This is a genomic window from Micromonospora sp. WMMD723, assembly GCF_049863385.1.
Taxonomy (GTDB): Bacteria; Actinomycetota; Actinomycetes; order Mycobacteriales; family Micromonosporaceae; genus Micromonospora; species Micromonospora wenchangensis.
The window spans coordinates 1,251,710-1,276,608 of sequence record NZ_JBMKNR010000001.1 but is presented as its reverse complement, the minus strand read 5'-3'; the positions used below and the strand labels follow the sequence as shown (position 1 = coordinate 1,276,608).

The following is a 24,899-nucleotide window of genomic DNA, read 5'->3' as shown; positions in this document are numbered from 1 at the left end:
GTCACGGCCGGTCGGCCGCGGTGGTCCACGCGACCGGCGGCGTGCACCGTCGTACCAGGGTCGTGTCGGCGGCGCTGCTCCGGACCGGGACGGGTCCGGGGCGCGCCGGACAACCACCGGCCGCACCCGGAGAAACGCTCCGTGCGGGGCCCCGGTTACGGGACGGTCGGGAGTGAAATCACGAAGAGTGATCGTCGCGGCAGGTCAGGGCTGGAAGCCGTCCGGAAGCAGACGGGCCAGCGCGCGGACCGCCCGGTACTGCAACGCCTTGATCGCTCCCTCGTTCTTGCCCATCGCGCGGGCGGTCTCGGCCACCGAGAGGCCCTGGAGGAAGCGGAGCACGATGCACTCCTGCTGCTCGGGGTTGAGCCGGGTGACGGCGGTGAGCAGGGCGACGTTGGTGATGTGTTCGACCACCGCCGCTTCGGGGCTGCCCTCCGGCCCCCGGTCCTCCCGGTCGGCGTCGAGCACGTCGCCGGTGGTCACCTCCAGCCGGTAGCGGCCTGACTTGAAGTGGTCGGCGACCAGGTTGCGGGCGATGGTGACCAGCCAGGCCCCGAGGTCGCGGCCCTGCCAGGTGAAGCTGCCGATCCGCTTGAGGGCGCGCAGGAAGGTGTCCGAGGTGAGGTCCTCGGCCAGTTGCCGGTTGCCGACCCGGAAGTAGACGAACCGGAAGACGGTGTCGACGTACCGGTCGTAGATCAGGCCGAACGCCTCGGCCTCGCCGGCCTGGGCCCGCTCCACCAGCGTCCAGACCTCGGTGGCCGGGTCGGACGGGTCGGGGCGGCTCGGGAAGCCGGTGGGGGAGGTGCCGGCGGGCGGTGTCGCGGTGGCCGGCGGTCCGGCGGCCGTCGGCTGCCCGCCGGGTACGGCCGGGATCAGGGCGGTGTCGTCGGCGGGTACGGCCGGGATGACGGCGGTGTCGTCGGCCGGCACCACAGGTATCACGGCGGTCTCCCCGCCGGCGGGATCGGTGGTGGCGGGCGGCTCGCCGACCCGTCGGGTCTGCGTCGGCATGGGGGGCCGGGAGTGGGAGGTCACCCGGCCGGCCGGCGTGGCGTTGCCGCCGGGGGCGGCGGGCCGGGGGGCCGCCTCGTTGGGGTGCGGACGCTGGTGCGGCCGGCGGGGCGTCGCCTCCGGCCGGGCCGGGTCGAGCCGTTCGTTGACCGCCGCCCGGGGCGTCGGCCCGGTCAGTCCGGTGGAATGATCCGGGTAGCCGAAGGCGGTCACCGGGCCTCCCCGCAGCGGATCACGACCGTGACCGGACGGCGGCGGGTGGCCGCCGCGCCGGGTCTGCCCCGGACGGGCAGGGCCGTGTGGGGGGGTGCCGACGCGCGGCAGATCCCCTTGAGGTGCTGGTCCAATGCGCGCACAGGCACGGGGGCCTCCTCGGGCTGAGGGGTGTCGACTCACGGCAAATGGGGTGAGCCGACCCGAGTGATGATAGGGCCAACGTCACCCGCGTGTGCCAAGTCCGTTACACAGGGCCAAAGTATTTGCCCGGCCCGCGGACCCCTGGCGGACCGGTTGTCCGTCGTGGTCGGTTGACTTTCACGTCGCGACTTGTTCCTTGATGGAAATTGCAGCCCAGAGGGGTGGTGGAGGGCCACCGGCACCCCGCCCCGCCGGTCCGGTAACGGGGGTCCACGGGTCCGTCCGGCACCGCCCCGGGGGCGGTCGGGGCGGCCCCGTTCGGGTGGTCCCGGTCGACGCTGCGTGACGGTTCGGTGTGTGGGCCTGGTCGGGCGGTCGACGGCGTGCCAGACTCAGCCACCGCGCGACCGGCTCGGGCGTCCCGGGTGTGCCGCACCCGGGGACGGGCGAGACTGGGCGGGCGTGCCCGGCCCGCCGCCGGGCATCCGGCACCGGTGCGCAGCGGTCCGTCCACCGCGCGCATCCCCGTCGCGGCCGAGTCCGGCCGCCCTCACCCGGAGGTCCCGATGTCCACTGCCGCCCGGCTCGCCCTGATCACCCGTCCCGGTTGCCACCTGTGCGACGACGCCAAGGCCGCGCTGGAGCGGGTGGTGGCGGTCACCGGGGACCGGTGGGTGGAGAAGGACGTCACCGGCGACGTGGAGCTGGAGCGCGAGTACGGCGACCGGCTGCCGGTGGTGCTGCTCGACGGCAGGGAGCACGGCTACTGGCGGGTGGAGGAGGAGCGGCTGCTGCGCGACCTGACCACCCCCCAGCTCTAGGGTGGCGCGAATCACGCTGGGTCATCGAGCAAGCGCGATTGGTGAGAGAAGTCGGGATTGCGCAATAATCGCGCGGCGGCACCGCTGGCGTGCCCGATCGATCTTGTGAGATGGAGGAGCAGGTGCAGGGGGGCCGCGATTCAGCAAGATCGCGATTTGTGCACGTCTTCACAAGCGCCTACTCTGTAGTTTCGACGCGCCCTGCTAGCACGGCCGGCTCGCCCGGCCACCGGCGGGGGTCCCCCAACGGGCGGGCACCGGAGCCGGCCGAGGATCGCACCGCACGGAGTCTCATGAGTCAGCACCGTCACCCTGGCGCGCCCGGCCGCGCCGGTGCCGTACCGGCGCTCCCGGACCTCCCGGAGGCGACCGTCGCGCGGCTCCCCGAGTATCTCCGCGCCCTGCACAACCTCGCCGACGCCGGCCACGAGACGGTCTCCAGCGAGGGGCTGGCCGGGGCGGCAGGGGTCAACTCGGCCAAGCTCCGCAAGGACCTCTCCCACCTCGGCTCGTACGGCACCCGGGGGGTCGGCTACGACGTCGCCCTGTTGATCGACCAGATCGAGTTCGTGCTCGGGCTCACCCAGCGCCGGGCGGTCGCCCTGGTCGGGGTGGGTAATCTCGGTCACGCCCTGGCCGGCTACGACGGCTTCGCCAGCCGGGGTTTCCGGATCGCCGCCCTGTTCGACGCCGACGCCTCGCGGGTCGGCGAGATGATCAACGGGCTGGTCGTCCGGCACGTCGACGAGCTGCCCCGGGTCGCCGCCGAGGAGGCGATCTCGATCGGCGTGATCGCCACCCCCGCGCCGGCCGCCCAGGCGGTGGCCGAGCAGCTGGTCGCCGTCGGCGTCACGAGCATCCTCAACTTCGCGCCGTGCGTACTCTCGGTGCCGGACGGGGTCGACGTGCGCAAGGTCGATCTCGCCATCGAGCTTCAGATCCTGTCCTTCCACGAGCACCGCAAGGCGTCGTTGACCGCGCTGCCCGCCGCCGGCGGCTCCGCCCTCACCGCCCTGCCCGGCGGGCTCGCGACCCCCGACACCCAGGAGGCGATCGGCACGTGAAGCTGCTCGTCGTCGGCGCGTCCTACCGCACCGCTCCCGTGGCCACGCTGGAGCAGCTTGCCGTCGCCCCCGCCGACCTCACCCGCACCCTGGACCGCCTGGTCGCCCAGCCGTACGTCGCCGAGGCGGTGCTCGTCTCCACCTGCAACCGGGTGGAGGTGTACGCCGCCGTGTCCGGTTTCCACGGCGGCCTCGGCGACGTCTGCGCCGTCCTCGCCGAGCAGGCCGGCGCGCCGCCCGCCGCCTTCGCCAGCCACCTCTACGTGCACTACGACTCGGCCGCCGTCGACCACGTGTTCCGGGTCGCCGCCGGGCTGGACTCCATGGTGGTCGGCGAGGCGCAGATCCTCGGCCAGCTCCGCGACGCCTACCACTGGGCCTCCGGCGCGGACACCGCCGGACGGCTGCTGCACGAGCTGATGCAGCAGGCGCTGCGGGTCGGCAAGCGGGCCCACGCCGAGACCGGCATCGACCGGGCCGGGCAGAGCGTCGTCACCGCCGCCCTGGACCTCACCGCCGAACTGCTCGACGGCGACCTCGCCGGCCGGCCGGCCCTGGTGGTCGGGGCCGGCGCGATGGGCGCGCTGAGCCTGGCGACGCTGTCCCGCCGGGCCGCCGGGCCGCTCACCGTCACCAACCGGGGGGCCGACCGGGCCGTCCGGCTGGCCGAGTCGTACGGGGCGAACGCCGTCCCGATCGCCGGACTCGTCCCCGCGCTCTCCACAGTGGACATCGTAGTGGCCGCCACCGCGGCCACCGAACCGGTCCTCACCGTCGACGTGGTGACCCGGGCGCTCGACCGCCGTGACCCCGACCGGGGGCCGCTGGTCCTGCTCGACCTCGCCGTGCCCCGCGACGTGGCACCCGAGGTGGCCGGGCTGCCCGGCGTCGAGGTGATCGACATCGACCGGATGGCCGCACTGCTCGCCGACGGCCCGGCCGCCGCCGACGCCGCCGAGGTGGGCCGGATCGTGGCTGCCGAGGTCGAGGCGTTCCTGAGCTGGCTGCGCGGGGCCGATGTGGCACCCACCGTGGCCGCCCTGCGGGGACGCGCCGACGACGTGGTCACCGCCGAACTGCGCCGGCTCGCCCAGCGTCGCCCGGACTTCAGCGACGACCAGCGCGCCGAGGTGGCCCGCACGGTGCACCGGGTGGTGCAACGGCTGCTGCACCAGCCCACCGTCAAGGTCCGCCAGCTCGCCGCCGAACCGGGCGGTGACCAGTACGCCGCGCTGCTGCGCGAACTGTTCGACCTGGAGGTGCCGCAGACCTCCGGGGTCGACGCGGTGCCCGACGTGGTCGACACCGTCGACGGCCGTGGTTCGTTCGGGGTCGCCGACGTGCCGGCGACCGACACCGACCAGCCGCCCACCGGAGGTGAGCGATGAGTACCCCCCTGCGCCTCGGCACCCGGGGCAGCGCCCTGGCGATGGCCCAGTCCGGCCACGTCGCCGAGGCGATCACCGCGGCGACCGGCCGCGCCGTCGAGCTGGTCGAGGTGGTCACCGCCGGGGACCGGTCGTCCGCGCCGGTGCAGCGCCTCGGCGTCGGCGTCTTCGTCTCGGCGTTGCGCGACGCGTTGACCGCCGGCACCATCGACCTGGCCGTGCACTCCTACAAGGACCTGCCCACCGCCGGGGCGAGCGGGCTGCACGTCGCGGCCGTGCCACCCCGGCAGGACCCGCGCGACGCGCTGGTCGCCACCGGTGGGCGTACCCTCGCCGAGTTGCCGCCGGGGGCCGTGGTCGGCACCGGCGCGCTGCGCCGTATCGCCCAGGTGCACGCCCTCGGCCTGCACCTGGAGGTCACCCCGATCCGGGGCAACGTCGACAGCCGGCTCGCCCGGGTGCTCGGCCCGGACGCCGACCTCGACGCCGTCGTCGTGGCGCGGGCCGGGCTGGCCCGGCTCGGCCGCACCGACGTGATCACCGAAACGCTCGATCCGATGCTGATGCTGCCCGCGCCCGCCCAGGGTGCGCTGGCCGTGGAGTGCCGGGCCGACGACTCCGACCTGGTCGAGCTGCTCGCCGTGCTCGACCACGCACCGTCGCGGGCCGCGGTCGTCGCGGAACGCGCGTTGCTGGCCACCCTGGAGGCCGGGTGCTCCGCCCCGGTCGCCGCCTACGCCGAACTCGCCGAAGGCGACGCCGGTGATGAGATCTACCTGCGCGGGGCGGTGATCAGCCCGGACGGTTCGCGAGACATCCGGCTGTCCCGCACCGGAACGCCCGCCGACGCGGCGGAGATCGGCAAGGCACTCGCCGCCGAACTCCTCGAACTCGGCGCCGACTCGATCCTCGGCCACGAAGGAAGCACCGGCCCGGGGACCCAGCAATTTGGGAGCACAGAATGACCCGCACCCGTAAGCCCGTCGGCCGCATCGCGTTCGTCGGCGCCGGACCCGGTGACCCGGGCCTGCTGACCCGCCGGGCCCACGACGCCCTGGTCGACGCCGACCAGGTGGTGTACGACCGGGGAGTCCCCGAGACGCTGCTCGACGTGGTCCGGGCCCAGGCCCGGTCCGACGCCCAGTTCAGCCCCGCCGAGGGCGTGCCGGGCGACGTGGCGAAGATGCTCATCAGCGCGGCCCGTTCCGGGCTCAACGCGGTGCACCTGGTCGCCGGTGACCCGTTCGGCCACGACTCGGTGGTCAAGGAGGTGCAGGCGGTCGCGCGTACCGCCGCGCACTTCGAGGTGGTGCCGGGCGTCGGCCAGGCCGAGGGCGTCGCCACCTACGCCGGGGTGCCGCTGCCCGGGGTACGCACCGCCGCCGACGTCGAGGACGTCGGCACGCTGGACTTCGACGCGCTCGCCGCCGCCGTCGCCCGGGGTTCGCTGGCCCTGGCGGTCGACGCCGGTGACCTGGCCGCCGTGCGGGACGGGCTGCTGGCCGCCGGGGTGGACGGCGGCACCGGGGTCGGGGTGACCGGCGACGGGACCGGCGAGACGCAGTACACCACCACGTCGAGCGTGGACTCCTTCGTCGCGGCGGCGCTCGGCTTCACCGGCCGGGTGGTGCTCACCGTCGGCGAGGGCGTCGGCCAGCGGGACCGGCTGAGCTGGTGGGAGAACCGTCCGCTGTACGGCTGGAAGGTGCTCGTCCCCCGGACCAAGGAGCAGGCCGGGGCGATGAGCGCCCGGCTGCGCGCGTACGGGGCGATCCCGTGCGAGGTGCCGACCATCGCGGTCGAACCGCCGCGTACCCCGGCCCAGATGGAGCGGGCGGTCAAGGGGCTGGTCGACGGCCGGTACGCCTGGGTGATCTTCACCTCGGTCAACGCGGTCCGGGCGGTCTGGGAGAAGTTCGCCGAGCACGGCCTCGACGCCCGGCACTTCGGCGGCGTCAAGATCGCCTGCATCGGTGAGGCGACCGCCGACGCGGTACGCGCCTTCGGCATCCAGCCGGAGCTGGTGCCCGCCGGGGAGCAGTCCTCCGAGGGGCTGCTGGCCGAGTTCTCCCCGCACGACGAGATCCTCGACCCGGTCGGCCGGGTGCTGCTGCCCCGCGCCGACATCGCCACCGAGACGCTCGCCGCCGGGCTCACCGAGCGCGGCTGGGAGGTCGACGACGTGACCGCGTACCGGACGGTCCGGGCCGCCCCGCCGCCCGCCGAGATCCGCGACGCGATCAAGTCGGGCGGGTTCGACGCGGTGCTCTTCACGTCCTCCTCGACGGTGCGTAACCTCGTCGGTATCGCCGGGAAGCCGCACGCGCGTACCGTGGTTGCCGTCATCGGGCCCAAGACGGCGGAGACCGCGACGGAGTTCGGCCTGCGGGTCGACGTGCAGCCGCCGCACGCCTCGGTGCCCGACCTGGTCGAGGCGCTCGCCGCCTACGCCGTCGAACTGCGGGAGAAGCTCGCCGCCATGCCGGCGAAGCAGCGTCGGGGTTCGAAGGTGCAGGGGCCGACCGCGCTCAGGTTCCGCTAGCCGTACTGGGAGGCCCCTCATGCCGTACCCCGAGATCCGGCCCCGCCGGCTGCGTCGCAACGCGGCCGTGCGGCGGCTGGTCTCCGAGACCCGCGTCGACCCGGCCGAGCTGGTCGTGCCGATGTTCGTCAAGGAGGGGCTGACCGAACCACGGGCCATCGCGTCGCTGCCCGGGGTGCTCCAGCACTCCCGGGACTCGCTGCGCAAGGCGGCCGTGGAGGCGGTCCAGGCCGGGGTCGGCGGGATCATGCTGTTCGGGGTGCCCGAGCGGCGGGACCCGACCGGCTCCGGCGGCCTCGACCCGGCCGGCATCCTCAACGTCGCCATCCGCGACGTGGTGGCCGAGGTCGGCGACGCCACCGTGGTGATGAGTGACCTGTGTCTCGACGAGTTCACCTCGCACGGGCACTGCGGGCTGCTCACCCCCGACGGCGGGGTGGACAACGACGCGACCCTGGCCGCGTACGCCGAGATGGCGGTGGCGCAGGCGGACGCCGGGGTCGGCATGGTCGGCCCGTCCGGGATGATGGACGGCCAGGTGGGCGTGGTCCGCCGGGCCCTCGACGCCGCCGGCCACGCCGACGTGGCGGTGCTGGCGTACGCGGCGAAGTACGCCTCCGCCTTCTACGGCCCGTTCCGCGACGCCGTCGAGTCGGCGCTCGACGGCGACCGGCGCACCTACCAGCAGGACCCGGCGAACCTGCGGGAGTCCCTGCGCGAGGTCGAGCTGGACGTGGCCGAGGGTGCCGACCTGGTGATGGTGAAGCCGGCCCTGCCCTACCTCGACGTGGTGGCGGCGGTCCGGGCCGCCGTGGACGTCCCGGTCGCCGCCTACCAGGTCTCCGGCGAGTATGCGACTGTCGAGGCGGCCGCCGCGAACGGCTGGATCGACCGCGAGCGGGTGATGCTGGAGACGCTCACCTCGATCCGGCGGGCCGGCGCGCAGGTCATCCTCACCTACTGGGCGGTCGAGGCCGCCACGCTGCTGCGCCAGCGCTACTGACCCGACGGCCCGGGGCGCTGCCGGCCCCCGATCCGGCAGCGCCGTCGCATCCTGAGCGCGCCGGCCGCCGCCCGACTCCGGCCCGGCTGACCGCGCGCCCCACCGCCCGGTTCCGGCACCGGGTGCCTGACCTTCCTCACCGCGACGTCCGCCTGCCGGTCCGGCGCACAGGGCTGGTCCTCGTCGGCGTCGTCTGCCCCTGGTTTCGGCATCGGGATGGTCGCTCTCCGTATTCCTTCGCCCACCCTCACCTACCCTCCCTCGCAGACTTTGCTCTGCTGCCTTCCGCGCGACGCTTGCTGTAGGTGTCCGTCGCGGATAGGGCAGCAGAGCAAAGCGTCGGTAATGGGGTGGGTAGGGGCGAGGATCGAATGGCGTTTCCGCAGTTCGGGCGGATATTGCGGATCTTGGTGGTGGTGACGCTGCTGACTTCAGCCTTACTCTCTGTAACTGGAGGAGTCCGAGCGGCAGAGTTACTCGCTGTGGTCGGCGAGGTCGGCGGTTGACGCGGGAGTTATCCACAGGCGGCACCGTCGTCCACAGGTGGCGAGAGCGGGGTTGCGACGGTGCTCGGCGGGGCGCGACGGTGGCGGCATGACCGACTCCACTCCGCCGCCCGGACCCGCCGCTCATTCCGCCCCGGGCCCCGGTCCGGTTTCTCCGGCCTGCGCCTCCGGTCCGGTATCGGGTGGCGCTCCGGTCGCCGGGCCGGAGTCCCCCAGGAGCGCGCAGGGCCCGGGCGGGGAGGAGGAACGGCGGGAGGACGAGCCGCCGACCTTCCTCAGCAAGCCGTACGACCTGCCCTGGCCGGCGGCCGGGATCGTGCGGGCGGTCCGGCGGCGCGCCGACGCGAGTCAACGGGAACTGGCGCGCTGGGCGGGGGTGCACCACGGCACGGTGGGTCGGATCGAGGCGGGTGCGCTCACGCCGAGCATCGCCCTGCTGCGCCGGATCATCGCGGCGGCCGGCTTCAGGCTGGCCGTGGTCGACGAGTTCGGCCGGGTGCTCACCCCGATGCGGGACCGCGACGACACCCGGGACGGTGCCGAGCGCCGCTACCCGTCGCACCTCGACACGATTCTCGACCCGGAACCGGGTGAGTGGTGGGCGGACGTCTACGGGCTCGCCCGACCGCCGGAGACGTTCCGCCGTAACCGGGCCGTCCGGGACGCGATGCGCCGCCGGAGCCAGTGGGAGGTGCGGGTGGCGAAGTACCGCAACGTGCCACCGCCGCCCCGCGTGGTGCGCCCGCAATGGTGACGGCCCGCCGATCCGGCGGGAAGCCGGACCGACGGGCCGTCGGGGTACGGGATCGTCAGTCGTCGTCGGTGATGGTGCCGGTCGCCAGCAGGTCGGCGAACCGCAGGTTCAACGGACCGGCCACCGCGAACGCGATCTTCTCGTCCGCCTCCCGCTTGCGGTCACCACGGACGGTCACCGGGAACGCCAGCGAGGTCTGCCCGGCGGGCAGGGTCCGGCAGCCGACGTACGGCTCGAAGTCCAGCACGACCGTCGCGGTCAGCCCCACCGTGGCGGCGCAGAGCGTGGTCGGCTGGGACAGCGGACGGGACACGGTGACCTGGAACGTCATCGTGCTGGTGCCCCGGTCACCCTCCACCACGGTGGCGTCGGCCACCCGCAGCGACGGCTGGCTGCGGAACCGGGCCACCTGCGGGTCGTGGTCGCTGGCCCCCCGGGTGCCGTCCCCGGTGAACTCCGCCGGCCAGTCCGCGTTGACGTGCGCGGCCCGGATCTGCACCAGGTCGGCGTGCAGCGCGTCGTTGACGAACAGGTTGTCCAACGTCTGCGCCGAGCCCTGGAAGCTGTACGAGTACGCCGCCGACGGTACGTCGGCCACCAGGTCGTCCCAGAGGTTGCGCAAGCCGGCGCGGTAGAGCGGCCCGAGCTGGTCCGACGGGGTCGGGTTCGCGCCGGTCGCGATCGGGTCGTCCGGGCGGGGGAAGACGTTCAGGTCCCCGCCGTACACCACCCGGGCGTCCGGGTCGGCCGCCTCGATCGCGGTGACGATCGCGGCGCCGTACGCGGCCTGCTCGGTGCGCTGCCCGACCCGGCTGTCCGGCCCGGACGAGTAGTGGTTGCTCAGCGCGTACAGCAGGTAGGACTCCGACCCGCCGGGCGTCGCCCTCACCACGAACTTGCCGAGCTGCGGGGCCCGGGTGAAGACGTTGTTGCCGTCCTTGCCGGTCGAGGTGTCGGTGTCGGCCGGCAGCACCGCGTTGAGCGCCTTCGGGTTCTGCACGTCCGCGTTGGACGCCAGCCCCGCCGACCGGTACTGCACGGTGGGCGCGGAACCCAGCAGCGGGTCGGTGGCGCTCGCCCCGGCCAGCGACAACCGGTCGGTGCGGTAGAGGAACGCCGAGGTGATGCCCCGGGCGTCCGCGCCGGTGCGGTCGTACGCCGCCGTGTAGGCGGGACCACCGGCGGCCCGGATCGCCAGCGCCAGATCCTGGAGGGTGTCCGGCGCGCCGTCGGCGTTGTCGGTGGTGCCACAGACGAGGCTGCTGCCGGAGACCGAGCAGATGTCCTGGTCCTCGGCCTCCTGCACCAGGATCAGATCCGGGGCGTGCAGGTCGGTGCGGATCTGCGCGGCCAACTCGGACAGGTGCTCCCGGTAGTCGGCCTCACTCGCCGGCACGTAGTCGAACGGCGGGGACACCCCCGGGCAGCCCGTGTTGCCGGTGAAGTCGCAGCCGTCGAACGGGTCGTCGCGGAAGTCGTACAGGTTCTCCACGTTGTAGGTCGCCACCGCGACCTCCCGGGCCCGGTCCGCCGGGCGCGGCGGGTTGTTCGCCGCCGGGTCGACCCCGGCGGTCAGGGCCAGCGACTCCGGCTGCACGCTGAACTTGCTGAAGCCGTACGACACCGCGCCGAACGCGTCGGCGGTGAGGGTGTCGAAGGTACGTGCCGGCGGGAGCAGCGCCGTCGAGTCACCGGCGGTGGCCTTCACGCCGCCGCCGCCGAGCAGGATGCGCTGCCCGTTGCCGTTGTCGAAGAGCTGCCCCGGCACGTCGTCCAGCGGGTGGGCGTCCCGGAAGACCCGGCGGGCGTACGGGTCGGCCCGCGCCAGCAGCGGGTCCGCCCGGTCCACCACCCACACCTCGGAGTCGGCGGTGGAGCCGAACACGTCCCGGGGGCCGGTGACGCCCGAGCCGCTGCGGACCCGCAGCCGGGCCCCCTCGTGCCGCTCCCAGAACCGGTCGGCCGCCGTCGCGTCGGCCGGTGGGACCGCGTCGTCCACGGTCACGGCGGTGTTCACGTCGAGCCCGGTGTCGAGCCGGCGGACCAGCGAGGCACCGGAGAGCTGGGTCTGGTCGAAGTACTCCGACACCCGGCCGCGCAGCACCACCTCGTCGCCGACGGTCGGCGCGTAGCCGCCGATCAGCGTGGTGAACGCGCCCATGAAGACGAAGATCCCGTCCGAGCTGAGCGGGTCGCCGTCCTCGGTGCCGGTGCGGCTCTGCAGGTAGAAGCCGTACTGGTCGGCACCGGCCGAGGTGCGGGTCAGCGACTTCTGGGTGATCACGCCCCGCACGTCGTACAGCAGCGGGCTGGTGCCGGTGCCGCTGGGCGGGGCGAGCGGCGACCGGTCGGTGCGCGGGTTCTCGTCGTCGCGGGTCGGGCCCTGCACCTGACCCACCGACAGCACCCCGTTGGCCTGCACGGTGAGCGGGCAGGTGGCGGTGCCGCCGTCGGCGTCCGTCGCGGTCACGGTGACCGTGTACGTGCCGGCGGGCAGGCCGGTGGCGGTGACCGTGGCGGTGGCCGTGCCACCCGGCGCGGTCGCCGGGGTGAACGCGGTACGGCTGATCGAGCCGCTCGCCGGCGCCGGGGTGACCGCGCCGACCGCCAGGTCGACGACGGTGTCGTCCGGGTCGGTGCCGGTGACCTGCCGGGTGCCCGTCGCGCCGGCCTCGATGGTCAACGTCCCGCCGCAGGTCAGCACGGCCGGCTGGTCGACCGGGCCGCCGCCGTCGAGGGTGTGTGCGCCCAACCCGTCGAAGGTGTCGGTGGCGTGGCCGGCCCACTGGGTGGCCGGGTCGAACGCGTCGGACGGGTCGGTGTCCCCGCTGGACACCGACGGCAGCCGGCGCAGCGTGTTGTCGGCGGTGCTGGTCAGCCCGCTGCCCCACTCGCTGCCCGGGTCGACGCCGACCTGCCCGATCGCGTCGAGCACGACGGCACCCCGACGCAGCACGATCGCGTCGTCGCCGTTGAACAGGCTCGCGCCGGTGGTCTGGTCGGCCTGGGCGAGGATCGCCGGGCCGGCCGAGGCGGCGGCGAAGACGAAGACGTCCCCGGCGGCGACGGTGCCGGTGAGGGCGATCGTGGTGGCCGTGGTGGACCCGTTGAAGTAGAGCTGGAGCTGGTAGCCACCGGCGGTCAGGTCGACCGCCGCGCCGGTGCCGTTGTACAGCTCGATCGCCTTGTTGTTGGACGAGCCTTCGACGTACTCGGAGATGAACAGGTCGGTCGGCGCGGCGGTGGCCGCGGTGGGAGCGACGCCGAGCACCGGTACGGCGACGACGGCGACGGTGGCGAGCGCGGCGAATCTGCGGCGCAGGCGCATGGGGCCTCCACGATGGGTGGACGGGAACCAACGCACGTTAAGGTGCGCCGCTGTCCGCCGTCCATCCCCCCGGGGGCGATGTGGTGAATTCGCGACAGTGGTGTCCGGCGTCCCCGGTCGGACGCCGCCGGCCGCCCTGCTCAGCGGTGGGTGTCGAGCCGGTGCACCAGCTCGGCGACGTCCACGCTGTACTCGCACCAGTCCCGGTCGGGCTGGTAGCCCAGCTCGGCGTTGACCTTGAGCATCGCCTCGTTGGCCTGGGCGTTCCAGGTCTGCACCTCGGTCAGCTCCGGCTCGGCGGACCGCAGCTCCAGCAGCATCCGTGCCTTGATCGCCCGGTCGATGCCGTAGCCCTGGTGCTCACGCACCACGATGGTGTCGTACTGGTCGGCGCGGGTGGGGTGCTGGACCGGCACCACCACCTCGGTCAGGCCGGCCACCGTGCCGGTGCGCTCGTGCAGGGCGAGCACGATGTACGGCTTCATGCCCCGCCGGTGCAGCGTGTCGAGGCTGTCCCGCAGCCGCTGCGGATCGTACGAGCTGGGGCGCAGTTCGCCGTCGTCGACGTCGCGGACCTCGGCCTTCGCCCGCGCGTACGCCTCGATCAGGTCGTCGGACGGCCCGCCCGGGTAGAACTCCAGGTGGTAGCCCGGGTCGACGGCGACGGCCATCTCGGTCAGCGCCGTCCAGTCGACCGTGCCGAGGTCGAGCACGCTGCGGGTCTCGACGTACTCCCGGGTGAAGCCCAGCGACGAGTAGAAACCGATCGCCGGGGTGTCGCCGACCACCTCGACGCCGATGGACCGGAAGCCCTCCTGGTAGACCCGGCGGGCGGCGGTCAGCACCAGTTCCCGGCCCAGCCCGCTGCGGCGTACCGCCGGGTGCACCAGCACCTCCAGCACGCCGATGTCACCGAGCATCAGCACGTGCACGTGCCCGAGGATCGGGGCGGGACCCCCACCGGGCGGCGGATCGGCGTGGGCCACCCAGGAGATACGTCGTTCGCCGGGCATCACCTCGGAGAGGTACTCCCGCAGCGAGTCCTCCCGCCACGGCGGGTCCTGCGGGAGGTCGGCCGCGAGGACCGCGTTCAGCGTGTCCAGCACGGAGCCGATCTCGGCGGACGACGCGGTTCGGGGGTCCCATTCGCGCACCATCACGCGTCTAGCTTGCCGTCAACGGCTCTTCGGGGGAAGTGTCCGGTCCGCCAATGTATGCGGACGATCACCTCACGTACGGCTTGCGCGCCCGTACTCCTGGGCCTTGTCGAAGACGTCCTGCGCGTAGCGGCGCACGTCGTTGTAGGAGAGGATGGCACCCCACCAGTCGCCGGGGATGGTCATGTTCCGGCCGCCCTGGCACAGGTAGTTCCCGGCGGCGAGGGCGGCGTCGTCCAGGTCGTGCGGGTCCTTACGGCCGTCGTTGTCGGCGTCCGCGCCGACCTGCTGCCAGGTGGTCGGGATGAACTGCATCGGCCCGATCGCCCGGTCGTAGACGGTGTCCCGGTCGAACAGCCCCCCGTCGGTGTCCCGGATCAGGGACCGCCCACCCTTGCCGTCGAGCGGATCACCGATGATCTCCGGTACGGCCCGGCCGTCCGGCCCGAGGGTCGCCCCGTTGGCCTGCCCGTGCCGGGACTCGACGTAGCCGATCGCGGCCAGCGTGGTCCAGCTCAGCTGGCAGCTCCGGTTCGTCTGGGCGAGCACCAGCTCGGCGTAGCCGTACGCCTGCATGGCGACCGGGGAGACGCCCACCTTGGTGCCGACGACCCGGGCCCAGTCGCCCAGTGCGTCGGCCGGCCGGCCGGCGGCGGGCGGCACGGCCGGTCCGCTCGGCACGGCCCCGGCCGACGGAAAGCCGCCCAGCGGCAGGGTGGGCGCGGCGGTACCCGGGAACACCGGCACCCCGGTGGTCGCCCCGGCCGACGGGACCCCGGTGCCCGTGGAGGCGCTGTCGTCCACGGCGACCGGCCGGGGAGCCCGGACCGCGCCCGGCACCACCACCGCACCGACCGCGGCGGTCGCCGCGACCAGCGCGAACAGGAACAGGCCGGGGAGGGTCAACCGGCCGCTGGGGCGGCGTGACCAGGCCCGGGCGGCCCGGGTCGCGGCCCGGGCCGCCTGCCGGGGCGGCGGCAGCCGGACGGCGTGCGCGAACGGCACCCGCCGTCGCCGACCGATCTTCGCCCCGGTCGCGGCGCTGTCGCCGGTGCCGCTCTCCCCGGTCCCGTCGGTCTTCGCGGCCGGCTCGGTCTTCTCCGCGGGTTCGGCTTTCGCGGCCGGCTCGGAAGTCTCCCCGTCGTCGTCCTTCCCGGTCCCGTCGGTCTTCGCGGGGGGTCCGGCGGCCGGCTCGGCGGGCTTGGTCCCTTCGCCCGGGGCGGCCCGCTCGGCGGGTCCGGTCCCGCCGCCCGGGGCGGCCGGCGCGTCGGACCCGGGACGGGCGTCCGTCCCGGCGGCCGGCGCAGGAGCAGCGGCCGGCGGAGGACCTGCGGCGGGGCCGTCACCGGCCGGGGCGGCCGGCGGGGTGAGGGCGTCGTGGCGGGGCCGGCGGGGGCGGGGAAGCCAGCCGCGTCGCGGGGCGGGGGGCACATCCTCGGGTGGGGTCGCTGCGCGCAGGGGCCGTTCCGTCGAATCTTCGCCGCTCACCACCGTTTGAGTATCACCCATGTCGGCCGGGGAGTCAGGTCCGGCCGTAGGGTGGGCCCATGCCCCGGTACGAGTTCCGCTGCCGCGCCTGCGGCGACACCTTCGAGGTCAACCGACCGATGGCCGAGGCCGGTGCGCCGGCCGACTGCCCCCGGGGGCACGCCGACACGGTCAAGCTGCTGTCCACCGTGGCGGTCACCGGCCGCGGGGGCGGCTCCGTCACCGGTGGCGCTCCGGCAGGGCCCGCCGCCGGCGGTGGCTGTTGCGGCGGCGGCTGCGGCTGTTGACCTGACCGGATCGGCTGCCGACCGCGCCGGAAGCGGCCGATGTAACGGTCCGGCGCACCGGTGCGCCGAGATCAGTGACCCCTTGGGTCTGATATCGCCCGACCGTTCTCACGATGCGTGACCGGTCGACCATAGGGCAGCATGAACCCGACGTCAGGGGTGGAGGTCACGCATGTCGCCACGGATGCACCTCCCGAGCGGTTGGGTGACCTTCGTCTTCACCGACATCGAAGGTTCCACCCGGTTGGCGCAACTGCTCGGGTCCGACTACCGCCCGGTGCTCTGGGAGCACCGCCGGCTGCTGCGTGACACCCTGGCCGAGACCGACGGCGCGGAGCTGCTGACCGAGGGGGATTCGTTCTTCCTCGCCTTCCCGGACGCGTCGGCGGCCCTGACCGCCTGCCTGACCGCGCAGCGGGCGCTGTCCACCCACGACTGGCCCAACCCGGAGGCCGCGCCGAGGGTACGGATGGGGCTGCACACCGGCTACGCGGAACCCCGCGACGGCGAGTACGCCAGCCCCGAGGTGCACCGGGCCGCCCGGGTGGCCGCCGCCGCGCACGGCGGGCAGGTGCTCTGCTCGGCGTCGACGCAGCGGCTGGCCCACCCGTTGCCCGACGGGGCGACCCTGATCGACCTGGGCCTGCACCGGCTGCGCGGCTTCGACGACCGGGAACGGTTGTTCCAGCTCGTCGCGCCGGGGCTGGAACGGCAGTTCCCCCGCCCGAACACCGCCGAGGCGCTGGCGCACAACCTGCCCACCCAGGTCACCTCGTTCGTCGGCCGGGACACCGAGCGGGTGGAGCTGGATCTGCTGATCCGCCGCCAGCGGCTGGTCACGGTGGTCGGTGCGGGCGGGGCCGGCAAGACCCGGCTCGCCGTCGAGGTGGCCTCCGGTCAGGTGGAGGCGTACCCGGACGGGGTGTGGTTCGTCGACATCGCCACGGTCACCGACCCGGGGCTGGTGGCGTTCGCGATCGCCGCCGTGCTCGGGGCCCGGCCGGAACCGGGCCGCCCGATCCTGGACACCCTGGTCGAGTACGCGGCCGTCCGGCGGATGCTGGTGGTGCTCGACACCTGTGACGCCCAGCCGGCGGCCTGTGCCGAGGTGATCTCCCGGCTGCTCGCCGGGGGCAGCGGGGTGCGGGTGCTGGCCACCAGCCGGGAGGCGTTCGGCCTGCCCGGCGAGGTGGTGTGGCGGATTCCGCCGCTGGCGGTCGACCCGCAGCCGGGGCGTACCGAGAGCGACGCGGTGGCGCTGCTGCTGGACCGTACGGCGGCGGCCCGGGGTGGCCGGCCGCCGGAGTGGACGGAGGCCGGCGACCTGCGCCGGGTGGTGCAGCGGCTGGACGGGTTGCCGTTGGCGATCGAGCTGGCCGCGGCCCGGTTGCGGGTGCTCTCGGCCGGTCAGTTGGCGGCCCGCCTGGACGACATGCTGGGCACCCTCGACGCCGGCCGGGGCGTGCCGGAGCGACCCCCCGAGCGGGGCTGGGCGGGCAACCAGCAGGACACGGTGGACCTGGTCGCCGCCGCCTCGGGCCAGACGCCGCCGAGCGCCGCGCACCGGGCGGTGCAGCGGTCGGCGACCGAGCGGCACCTCACCATGCAGGCCACGGTCACCTGGTCGTACCGGACGTTGGGGCCCCGTGCGGCCCGGCTGCTGCACTGGTTGGCGGTCTTCACCGGGCCGGTGGACCTGGCCACGGTGGAGTGGCTGATCGGTGACGACCCGCTCGACCCGCTGTCGGTGCTGGTGGACAAGTCGATGGTGCTGGCCGAGCCGCACGCCTCGGGCAGCACCTACCGGATGCTCGACCCGATCCGGGCGTACGCGGCGCGCAGGCTGGTCGAGACCGGCGAGGAGCAGGCCGCCCGGGACCGGCACGTGGCCTGGGCGCAGCACGCGCTGCACCGGGCCCACCTGGGGGCGGACGGCCGTCCGGTCACCCTGTCGCTGTACGCGGTCGACCCGCTCGCCGGTGAGCTGCGCTCGGCGCTGCGCTGGTCGGCCACCGGGGGCAGCGCCCGGGCGGGGCTGCTGCTGGCCGGCGGGCTGGACCAGTGGTGGCGGGAGCGCGGGCTGTCCCGGGAGGCCCGGCTGTGGCTGTTCCGGCTGTACGGGCGGATCGCCGAGACCGGCGAGGCGATCCCCGAGGCGGAACTGGCGGCGGCGTACCACCTGCACTCGCTGCACGCTGGCGCGGACGGCGAGTTCGCCGAGGAGCTGCGGTTCTCGCAGCGCGCGGAGGCGGCGGCCCGGCAGGCCGGCGACGCGGGGCTGCTGGCCCGGGTGCTCGCCGGGCGGGCCGTGCCGCTCGTCGACATGGGGCAGTTCACCGAGGCGGAGCGGGTCTGCCGGGAGGTCATCGAGTGGGCCAACGAGCAGGAGGTCGGCGGGGACGCGCTGCTCGCCGTCTACCACCTGGCCGAGCTGCTGTGGCGGCGGGGCGCGCTGGTCGAGGCGGCGGAGCTGCTGGGGCGGGCCCGACCGGTGGAGGCGGCCCGCCCGGTGGAGCGCGGGTGCCGCTCGGTGGACATGCTGCTGGGCATGGTGGCGCTGGCGCGGCGTGACCTGGTGGCCGCGCACGAGCACCTGCTGGTGGCGTTGCGGGCCCGGATGGGGCACGGCTACCACGGGCGGGCCTGCGACACGGTGAACGCGGTGGCGGTGCGCTGCGCGTTGGGCGGGGAGCCTTTGACGGCGGCCCGGCTGTTCGGTGCGGCCCAGGCCACCCGGGCCCGGCTGCGCGGCACCCCGGGCATCTACGGCTCGTACTGGCTCCAGCAGCAGGCCGAGCTGCGACGCATCCTCGGCGACGCGGCCTTCGACGCCGCGTACGGCGAGGGTGGTGAGCTGGGGCTGGAGGAGGCGGCGGCGTTGGCGTTCGCGGTGGAGCACCCGGACATGGCGGCCGACTCGATCCGGTTCCGGGCGACCGGCGTGGTGACGCCCCGGCCGGTCCGCCGCCGCGAGGCGGACCGCCGGGAGGAGTGGGCCTGACCCGCCGTGCCGTCCGGGGTCTTCCGGACGGCACGACGGGCCGGGCGTCGGGTGCGGGCGGTGGTCAGCCGCGTCGGGCGGCGGCCCGCTCGGCGTCGGCCTTCATCCGGGCGGCCCGGTCGAGGTCGGCCTGGGAGACGGCGGCGACCGAACCGAAGATGCTGACCGCCTGGTAGTACGTCCAGGCGAGGCTGGTGCAGGCCGGGCGGACGACGGAGTTGTAGGTGGCGCAGACCCGCTTCAGGTCCTCGTAGAAGGCGCTGTCCAGGCGGGACTTGTTGGCCGAGAAGATCCCCATCGCCTTGTGGTTGCGGTAGCCGAAGTCGTGCCGGTAGCAGGACAGGTTGAAGGTGAAGCCGAGCGGGTTGTCCGGGCTCGACGAGCAGTAGTCGGTGGACCAGTCGAAGCCGTAGTCGGCCCAGGCGGCCTGGTTGAGGCGGCCGGCGTTCCAGGCGTTGTAGCTGCTCGCGCTGGTCTGGGTCCAGCTGCTCAGCACGCTGAGCTTCTGCGAGGTGCTCACCGCAGCGGACGCGGGTGAGCCGACGCCGAGCACGCTGAGCAGGGCGAACGTGCCGGCGGCGAGGGCGGTGGCGAGACGACGGGACAAGTTTTCCTCCGCGGGATGGGCGGTACGGTGCGTCACCGGCTGGTCACCGGAGTTCGATCAGTCTCGATCAATATCCGGTCGCTGTGGCGTGGCGGAGGCGACGTATTGGTGACATACGTCGAAACAGACGAATGCCCCGGGTGCGTGGGCACCCGGGGCGTCCGTGGTCGATCAGGTCAGCGCACCACCCGGGCCGGCGAGGCGGCGCTCTCGTTCCACGACCGGTCCAGCGCGGTCACCTGGTAGGTGTACGCCCGGCCGGGCTCGGCGGTGCCGTCCACCCAGGACTGCTGCCGCCCCGGGGTGGCCCGGACCGTGCCGACCAGGTGCGCGGCGTCGGCCCGGCCGCACCCGTCGACCGGCCCGACCCCGTCGAAGCGGTAGACCGCGTACGAGGTGGCGTCGGCGAGCGGGCCCGTCCCGCCCGCCGGCTGCCGCCAGCGCAGCCGTACCCCGTCGGCGGTGCGCTCGGCGCGGGTGAACACCGGGCGCGGCAGTGGCTTCGCCGGCAGGTGCGCCATGGTCGGCACCAGCGCCGGGCGGGAGTAGTGGGTGGCGGCGTAGCGGCTCGTCGCGCCCAGCCGGTCGGCCCGCACCTGCACGGCCGAGAAGTGCACGTTGCCGAGCACCTCCGGGTACGCCCGGTTCAGCGTCAGGTGGTCCGACAGCTCCTGCGGGTTCATCCAGTACGTACCGTAGGCCGGGTCGCCGCTCTTGTAGTCCGCCTGGCCGATATAGAGCTGCACCCGGGTGCCCCGCACCGTCTGCGCCCACCAGGGCACCAGGCGGGCGTAGTCGGCGGCCGGATACTGGCCGATGTACCAGTAGAGCTGCGGCACGATGTAGTCGATCCACTCCTGCCTGACCCACCTGCGGGTGTCGGCCGAGATGATGTCGTACGACTGGCTGCCGGTGGTGTCCGAGCCGTCCGGGTCGGCGCTGGCGTTGCGCCAGATGCCGAACGGGCTCACCCCGAACTTCACCCACGGCTTGACCGCCTTGATCCGGCCGCCCATCTCCTGGATCAGCAGGTCGATGTTGTCCCGCCGCCAGGCGGCCCGGTCGGTGAACCCCCGGTGGTACGCGGCGAACGTGGCGTCGTCGGGCACCGGGTAGGACCCACTGGGGTACGGGTAGAAGTAGTCGTCGAAGTGCACGCCGTCGAGGTCGTACCGGCGGACCGCGTCCAGCATCGCGGTCTGGACGAACTCGCGGACCTGCGGTACCCCGGGGTCGTAGTAGAGCCGGCTGCCGGCGACGCCGGCCGGCGGGTAGGCGAAGGTCCACTCCGGGTGCCGCCGGGCCGGGTGGTCCGGGGCGAGCTGCCCCAGGTCGGCGCCCGCGCCCCCGGGTGCCGGCATGGAGATCCGGTACGGGTTGAACCAGGCGTGGAACTCCAGGTTCCGCAGGTGTGACTCGGCCACCAGGAAGGCCAGCGGATCCCAGCCCGGGTCCTGCCCCCGTACCCCGGTCAGGTACTCCGACCACGGCTCGTACGGCGACGGCCAGAACGCGTCGGCGGTCGGCCGGACCTGCACCACCACCGCGTTGTGGTGCAGCCGCTGCGCCAGGTCGAGCCAGCCCCGGTACTCGGCCTGCTGGGCGGCGATCCGGTCGGGGGCGGTACGGGAACCCGCGCTCGGCCAGTCGATGTTCACCACCGACGAGATCCACATGGCCCGGAACTGCCGCTTCGGCACCGCCGGATCGACCACACAGGCGTCACCCGCCGTGCCGCCGCCGGCCGCCGGCCCGACCGTCGCGGCACCCCCGGTGGCTGCCGCCGCCGACCCGGTTCCCCCGCCGGTGGCTGCCGCCGTTCCGGTTCCCCCACCGGTGGCCGCGGCCGTTCCGGTTCCCCCGCCGGTGGCCGCGGCCGGCCCGCCCGCCGCGAGCCCACCGACCACCACCAGCGCCAACCCGATCACACCGATCCCGAGCCTGCTCACCACACTCTCCCTCCTCCGGTCCCGCCCCACCGCCCGCCTCCTCCGTCGCTCGCCCTGCCGCCCCTCCGGCACCCCACCCCTCCGGCCGCTCGCCCTTCCCCTCCCCCACCCTCCGGCCGCTCCCCACCCCACCTCGCCCCGGTGATCAAGAGGTTTGCGTCAGTCGATCAAGAGGTTTGCGTCAGCGGACGCGCCGGAATTGACGCAAACCTCTTGATCACCGAGGGCGGGTGGGGTGGGTGGGGTGAGGCGGGGGAAGAGGGGGGTGGCGGGAAGTGGCGGGGTGGGTGGGGGGATGGGAGGAAATTTTCATACTTGGGATGTGGGTGCAAGGGGTGGGTGGGGAGAGCGTGCGGATGGGGGGGGTGACCGAAAGTGGTTATCGGGGGACGGGGGGTTGATATTGGTGGGGTGATTGGGGTGGGGTTGGGGTGGGTAGCAACGCCCGGCACCGGCCGTCAGCAGGGCGGTCGCGGTGGTGGGAGGGGTGAGCGCAGTGTCCGTGCTGCGAACCAAACCGATCAGGGACGTGGTTGCCCAGGGCAACGCCGACGGCAGTGACGGCACCCCCGGTCTGAAACGACGACTCGGGGCCCGCGACCTCACCGGGTTCGGCATCGGCATCGTGATCGGCACCGGCATCTTCACCCTCACCGGCATCGAGGCGCGCGACAGCGCCGGGCCGGGTGTGGTGATCTCGTTCGCCATCGCCGGAGCGGTCGCCCTGCTCGCCGCCCTCTGCTACGCCGAACTGGCGTCCAGCGTGCCGACCGCCGGCAGCGCCTACACCTACGCGTACGCCACGATGGGCGAGATCGTCGCGTGGATCATCGGGTGGGACCTGCTGTTGGAGTTCGCGCTCGGCGCGGCGGTGGTGGCCCGGGGCTGGTCCGGTTACCTCGCCGAACTGTTCGGCCTGCCGAGCACCTGGTTCGCCGAAGAGGGCAGCGTGGTCAACGTCGGGGCGATCGGCATCGTGCTGCTGCTCGGCGTCGTCGCCATCGTCGGCATCCGCGAGTCGGCCCGGATCACCAACCTGCTGGTCCTGGTGAAGGTCGGCATCTGCGTCTTCGTCATCGTCGCCGGGCTGTTCTTCGTCAAGGCGGCCAACCTCACCCCGTTCATCCCGCCGGCCGAGCCGGCCGGCGCCGGCGACGACGGGATCAAGCAGCCCGTCACCCAGGCGCTGTTCGGGCTGGAACCCTCCGTCTTCGGTTTCGTCGGGGTGCTCACCGCCGCCGCCGTGGTCTTCTTCGCGTACACCGGTTTCGAGGCGGTGGCGAACCTGGGTGAGGAGACCCGGCGGCCCAAGCGGGACCTGACCCTGGGTCTGTTCGGCACCCTGCTGATCTCCACCACGCTCTACATCGGCGTCTCGCTGGTCGTGGTCGGCATGGTGCCGTACGCCGAGATCGACCGGGGTGCCCCGATCGCCGCGGCCTTCAACGCGGTCGGCGCGGGCTGGGCCGGGGTGCTCGTCTCCATCGCCGCCGTCGCCGGCCTGACCAGCGTGATCCTGGTCGACCTGGTGGCCATGGGCCGGATCGGCTTCGCCATCTCCCGGGACGGCCTGCTCCCGCCCGCCGTGGCGAAGATCCACCCGCGCTGGGGGACGCCGTACCGGATCTCGGCGGTGATGACGGTCGCGGTGGCGCTGCTCGCCGGGTTCCTGCCGCTGTCGGCCCTGGCCGACCTGGTCAGCATCGGCGCGCTCTGCGCCTTCATGATCGTCTCGATCGCGGTGCCGATCCTGCGTCGCAAGCGCCCCGACCTGGAACGGCCGTTCCGGGTCCCGTTCTCCCCGGTGCTGCCGATCTTCACCGCGTTGGCCTGCCTCTACCTGACGCTCAACCTGTCGGTCGAGACCTGGATCAGGTTCCTGGTCTGGATGGCGCTCGGCGGTGTCGTCTACTTCTGCTACGGCTACCGGCGCAACCGCCTCGCCCTCCAGGAGGCCGAGGAGCGCGCCAAGGAGCCCGCCTCCGCCTGACCGCCCGTCGGGTGCCGGCCGGTGGCCCCTGCCGGCACCCGGCCCGCCGTCGGGGCACGGTCGGGTCAGGGGCGTGGCGCGAAACGCAGCAGGTTCCAGGAGATCCCCGGCAGGCGTACGGCACAGCGGTCGCCGTCGACGGTGCCGGTGGGCAGCTCCCGGGGGGTCACCCGGTCCGGCTCGGCCTCGGTGTTGACCGCGTCCGGGTCGTCCCCGGCGACGAGCGCGAGGTGCTGCACCTGGTGCAGCCCCGACAGACCCCGCAGGTCGAGATCCAGGGGGAGGTCGTCGGTGCCCCGGTTGACCGCGAACACGGTCAGCGCGCCGGACTCCTCGTCGTGCAGCGCGACGGTGTCCAGCACCGGCACGTCGCCGTACCGCTTCGTGACGTAGTGCGGTGAGACCGGCTCGGTGCGCAGCACGGTGCCCGTGGCGTACCGGGCGGTCAGGGCGAACGGGTGGAAGATGCTCTGCCGCCAGGCCGGCCCGCCGGTGCGGGTGCGGATCGGGGCGATCACGTTGACCAGTTGCGCCTGGCAGGCCACGCCGACCCGGTCGGCGTGCCGGAGCAGCGTGATCAGCAGGTCGCCGACGACCACCGCGTCGACTGCCGTGTACTCGTCTTCGAGCAGCTCCGGCGCCTCGACCCAGCCGCGCCGGTCCAGGTCCGCCTGGACGCGGGACTGGTACCAGACGTTCCACTCGTCGAAGGAGATCTTCAGCTTGCGGGTCTGCCGCAGCCGGGCGGCCACGTGGTCGGCGGTGGCGACGACCTCGCTGATGAACTGGTCCATGTCGACGGCCGAGGCGAGCAGGCTGGCCCGGTCGCCGTCGGTCGGGTCGTAGTAGGTGTGCGCCGAGACGTAGTCGACCTGCTCGTAGGTGTGTTCCAGGACGGTCGCCTCCCAGGAGGCGAAGGTGGGCATGCCCCGGCCGGAACTGCCGCAGGCGACCAGGCTGATCGAGGGGTCGATCAGTTTCATCGCCCGCGCGGTCTCGGCGGCGAGCCGGCCGTACTCCTCGGCGGTCTTGTGGCCGACCTGCCAGGGGCCGTCCAGCTCGTTGCCGAGGCACCACAGCCGCACCCCGTACGGCTCCTGCGCGCCGTGTGCGCGGCGCAGGTCGGACAGCCGGGTGCCGCCCGGGTGGTTGGCGTACTCCAGCAGGTCGCACGCCTCCTGCACGCCCCGGGTGCCGAGGTTGACCGCCATCATCGGCTCGACCTGCGCGGCGGTCGCCCAGGTCATGAATTCGTCGAGGCCGAACGCGTTGGTCTCGATGGTCTTCCAGGCCAGGTCCAGCCGGCGGGGGCGGTCGTCGACCGGGCCGACGCCGTCCTCCCAGCGGTAGCCGGAGACGAAGTTGCCGCCGGGGTAGCGGACCACGGAGACGCCCAGTTCCCGGGTCAGCTCCAGCACGTCGCGGCGCAGGCCGTGCGGGTCGGCTCCGGGGTGTCCCGGTTCGTGGATGCCGCCGTACACGCAGCGGCCCAGGTGTTCCACGAAGGAACCGAAGAGCCGGCGGTCCACCTGGCCGATCGTGAAGGCCGGGTCGATCGTCATCCGCGCTGCGCGCACGGGCCCACCTCTTCCCTGAGCTGCTCGGAGCGACTGCGGTCGATGCACCGCCCCGCGTTTGTA

At 73.8% G+C, this 24,899-nt stretch carries 16 protein-coding genes and 1 pseudogene; 10 read left to right on the top strand and 7 right to left on the bottom strand.

Annotated features, from left to right (window positions below; translation table 11 throughout):
• Positions 1-204 precede the first annotated feature (204 nt).
• A pseudogene (locus ACN261_RS05810) lies at positions 205-1,044 on the bottom strand (ECF subfamily RNA polymerase sigma factor, BldN family); the annotation flags it as partial.
• Positions 1,045-1,940: 896 nt separating this feature from the next.
• On the opposite strand from ACN261_RS05810, the gene ACN261_RS05805 reads away from it, so the two are divergent.
• The 7 genes from ACN261_RS05805 to ACN261_RS05775 all read left to right on the top strand — a co-directional run bounded on the left by ACN261_RS05805 (position 1,941) and on the right by ACN261_RS05775 (position 9,452).
• On the top strand, positions 1,941-2,195 hold the full coding sequence (locus tag ACN261_RS05805; protein ID WP_421484317.1) for a glutaredoxin family protein: 255 nt from the start codon (positions 1,941-1,943) through the stop codon (positions 2,193-2,195).
• 293 nt (positions 2,196-2,488) lie between these two features.
• Positions 2,489-3,259: a redox-sensing transcriptional repressor Rex gene (locus ACN261_RS05800; RefSeq protein ID WP_145921832.1), complete on the top strand. Its 771-nt coding sequence runs from the start codon at positions 2,489-2,491 to the stop codon at positions 3,257-3,259.
• Positions 3,256-4,647, top strand: a complete 1,392-nt coding sequence (locus tag ACN261_RS05795) for a glutamyl-tRNA reductase (protein ID WP_421484316.1) — start codon at positions 3,256-3,258, stop codon at positions 4,645-4,647. The genes ACN261_RS05800 and ACN261_RS05795 overlap by 4 nt, the downstream gene beginning before the upstream one ends.
• Positions 4,644-5,612, top strand: coding sequence for a hydroxymethylbilane synthase (gene hemC / locus ACN261_RS05790; protein ID WP_204924777.1), 969 nt, complete (start codon positions 4,644-4,646; stop codon positions 5,610-5,612). Before ACN261_RS05795 ends, hemC begins: the two co-directional genes overlap by 4 nt.
• Positions 5,609-7,189 (top strand): uroporphyrinogen-III synthase, encoded by a 1,581-nt coding sequence (locus tag ACN261_RS05785; RefSeq protein WP_421484315.1) that lies wholly within the window; start codon positions 5,609-5,611, stop codon positions 7,187-7,189. Before hemC ends, ACN261_RS05785 begins: the two co-directional genes overlap by 4 nt.
• A gap of 19 nt (positions 7,190-7,208) precedes the next feature.
• On the top strand, positions 7,209-8,192 hold the full coding sequence (gene hemB, locus ACN261_RS05780) for a porphobilinogen synthase (RefSeq protein WP_421484314.1): 984 nt from the start codon (positions 7,209-7,211) through the stop codon (positions 8,190-8,192).
• Between the two features lie 594 nt (positions 8,193-8,786).
• Positions 8,787-9,452, top strand: a complete 666-nt coding sequence (locus ACN261_RS05775) for a helix-turn-helix transcriptional regulator (RefSeq protein WP_421484313.1) — start codon at positions 8,787-8,789, stop codon at positions 9,450-9,452.
• A 55-nt stretch (positions 9,453-9,507) separates the two neighbouring features.
• Here ACN261_RS05775 and ACN261_RS05770 read toward each other — a convergent pair whose 3' ends face one another.
• From ACN261_RS05770 to ACN261_RS05760, 3 genes are all read right to left on the bottom strand, one after another.
• Positions 9,508-12,780 (bottom strand): lamin tail domain-containing protein, encoded by a 3,273-nt coding sequence (locus tag ACN261_RS05770; RefSeq protein WP_425848782.1) that lies wholly within the window; start codon positions 12,778-12,780, stop codon positions 9,508-9,510.
• A 140-nt stretch (positions 12,781-12,920) separates the two neighbouring features.
• Positions 12,921-13,937, bottom strand: a complete 1,017-nt coding sequence (locus tag ACN261_RS05765; protein ID WP_425853562.1) for a GNAT family N-acetyltransferase — start codon at positions 13,935-13,937, stop codon at positions 12,921-12,923.
• A 72-nt stretch (positions 13,938-14,009) separates the two neighbouring features.
• Positions 14,010-15,428 carry a lytic transglycosylase domain-containing protein gene (locus tag ACN261_RS05760; RefSeq protein ID WP_425848780.1) on the bottom strand — a complete coding sequence of 473 codons (1,419 nt, stop codon included), beginning with the start codon at positions 15,426-15,428 and terminating at the stop codon, positions 14,010-14,012.
• Between the two features lie 56 nt (positions 15,429-15,484).
• On the opposite strand from ACN261_RS05760, the gene ACN261_RS05755 reads away from it, so the two are divergent.
• Positions 15,485-15,712, top strand: a complete 228-nt coding sequence (locus tag ACN261_RS05755; protein ID WP_421484310.1) for an FmdB family zinc ribbon protein — start codon at positions 15,485-15,487, stop codon at positions 15,710-15,712.
• A 172-nt stretch (positions 15,713-15,884) separates the two neighbouring features.
• Positions 15,885-18,713, top strand: coding sequence for an ATP-binding protein (locus ACN261_RS05750; protein ID WP_421484309.1), 2,829 nt, complete (start codon positions 15,885-15,887; stop codon positions 18,711-18,713).
• A 64-nt stretch (positions 18,714-18,777) separates the two neighbouring features.
• Here the strand turns inward: ACN261_RS05750 and ACN261_RS05745 are convergent, their stop codons facing one another.
• Both ACN261_RS05745 and ACN261_RS05740 read right to left on the bottom strand, forming a co-directional pair.
• Positions 18,778-19,320 (bottom strand): phospholipase, encoded by a 543-nt coding sequence (locus ACN261_RS05745; RefSeq protein ID WP_421484308.1) that lies wholly within the window; start codon positions 19,318-19,320, stop codon positions 18,778-18,780.
• A gap of 176 nt (positions 19,321-19,496) precedes the next feature.
• Positions 19,497-20,996, bottom strand: coding sequence for a glycoside hydrolase family 10 protein (locus ACN261_RS05740; protein ID WP_425853561.1), 1,500 nt, complete (start codon positions 20,994-20,996; stop codon positions 19,497-19,499).
• A 760-nt stretch (positions 20,997-21,756) separates the two neighbouring features.
• On the opposite strand from ACN261_RS05740, the gene ACN261_RS05735 reads away from it, so the two are divergent.
• A complete protein-coding gene (locus ACN261_RS05735) occupies positions 21,757-23,259 on the top strand; it encodes an amino acid permease (protein WP_421484307.1) in 1,503 nt (500 codons plus the stop codon).
• Between the two features lie 65 nt (positions 23,260-23,324).
• On the opposite strand, the gene ACN261_RS05730 is transcribed toward ACN261_RS05735, so the two are convergent.
• Positions 23,325-24,836, bottom strand: coding sequence for an alpha-N-arabinofuranosidase (locus ACN261_RS05730; RefSeq protein ID WP_425848777.1), 1,512 nt, complete (start codon positions 24,834-24,836; stop codon positions 23,325-23,327).
• Between the last annotated feature and the right edge of the window lie 63 nt (positions 24,837-24,899).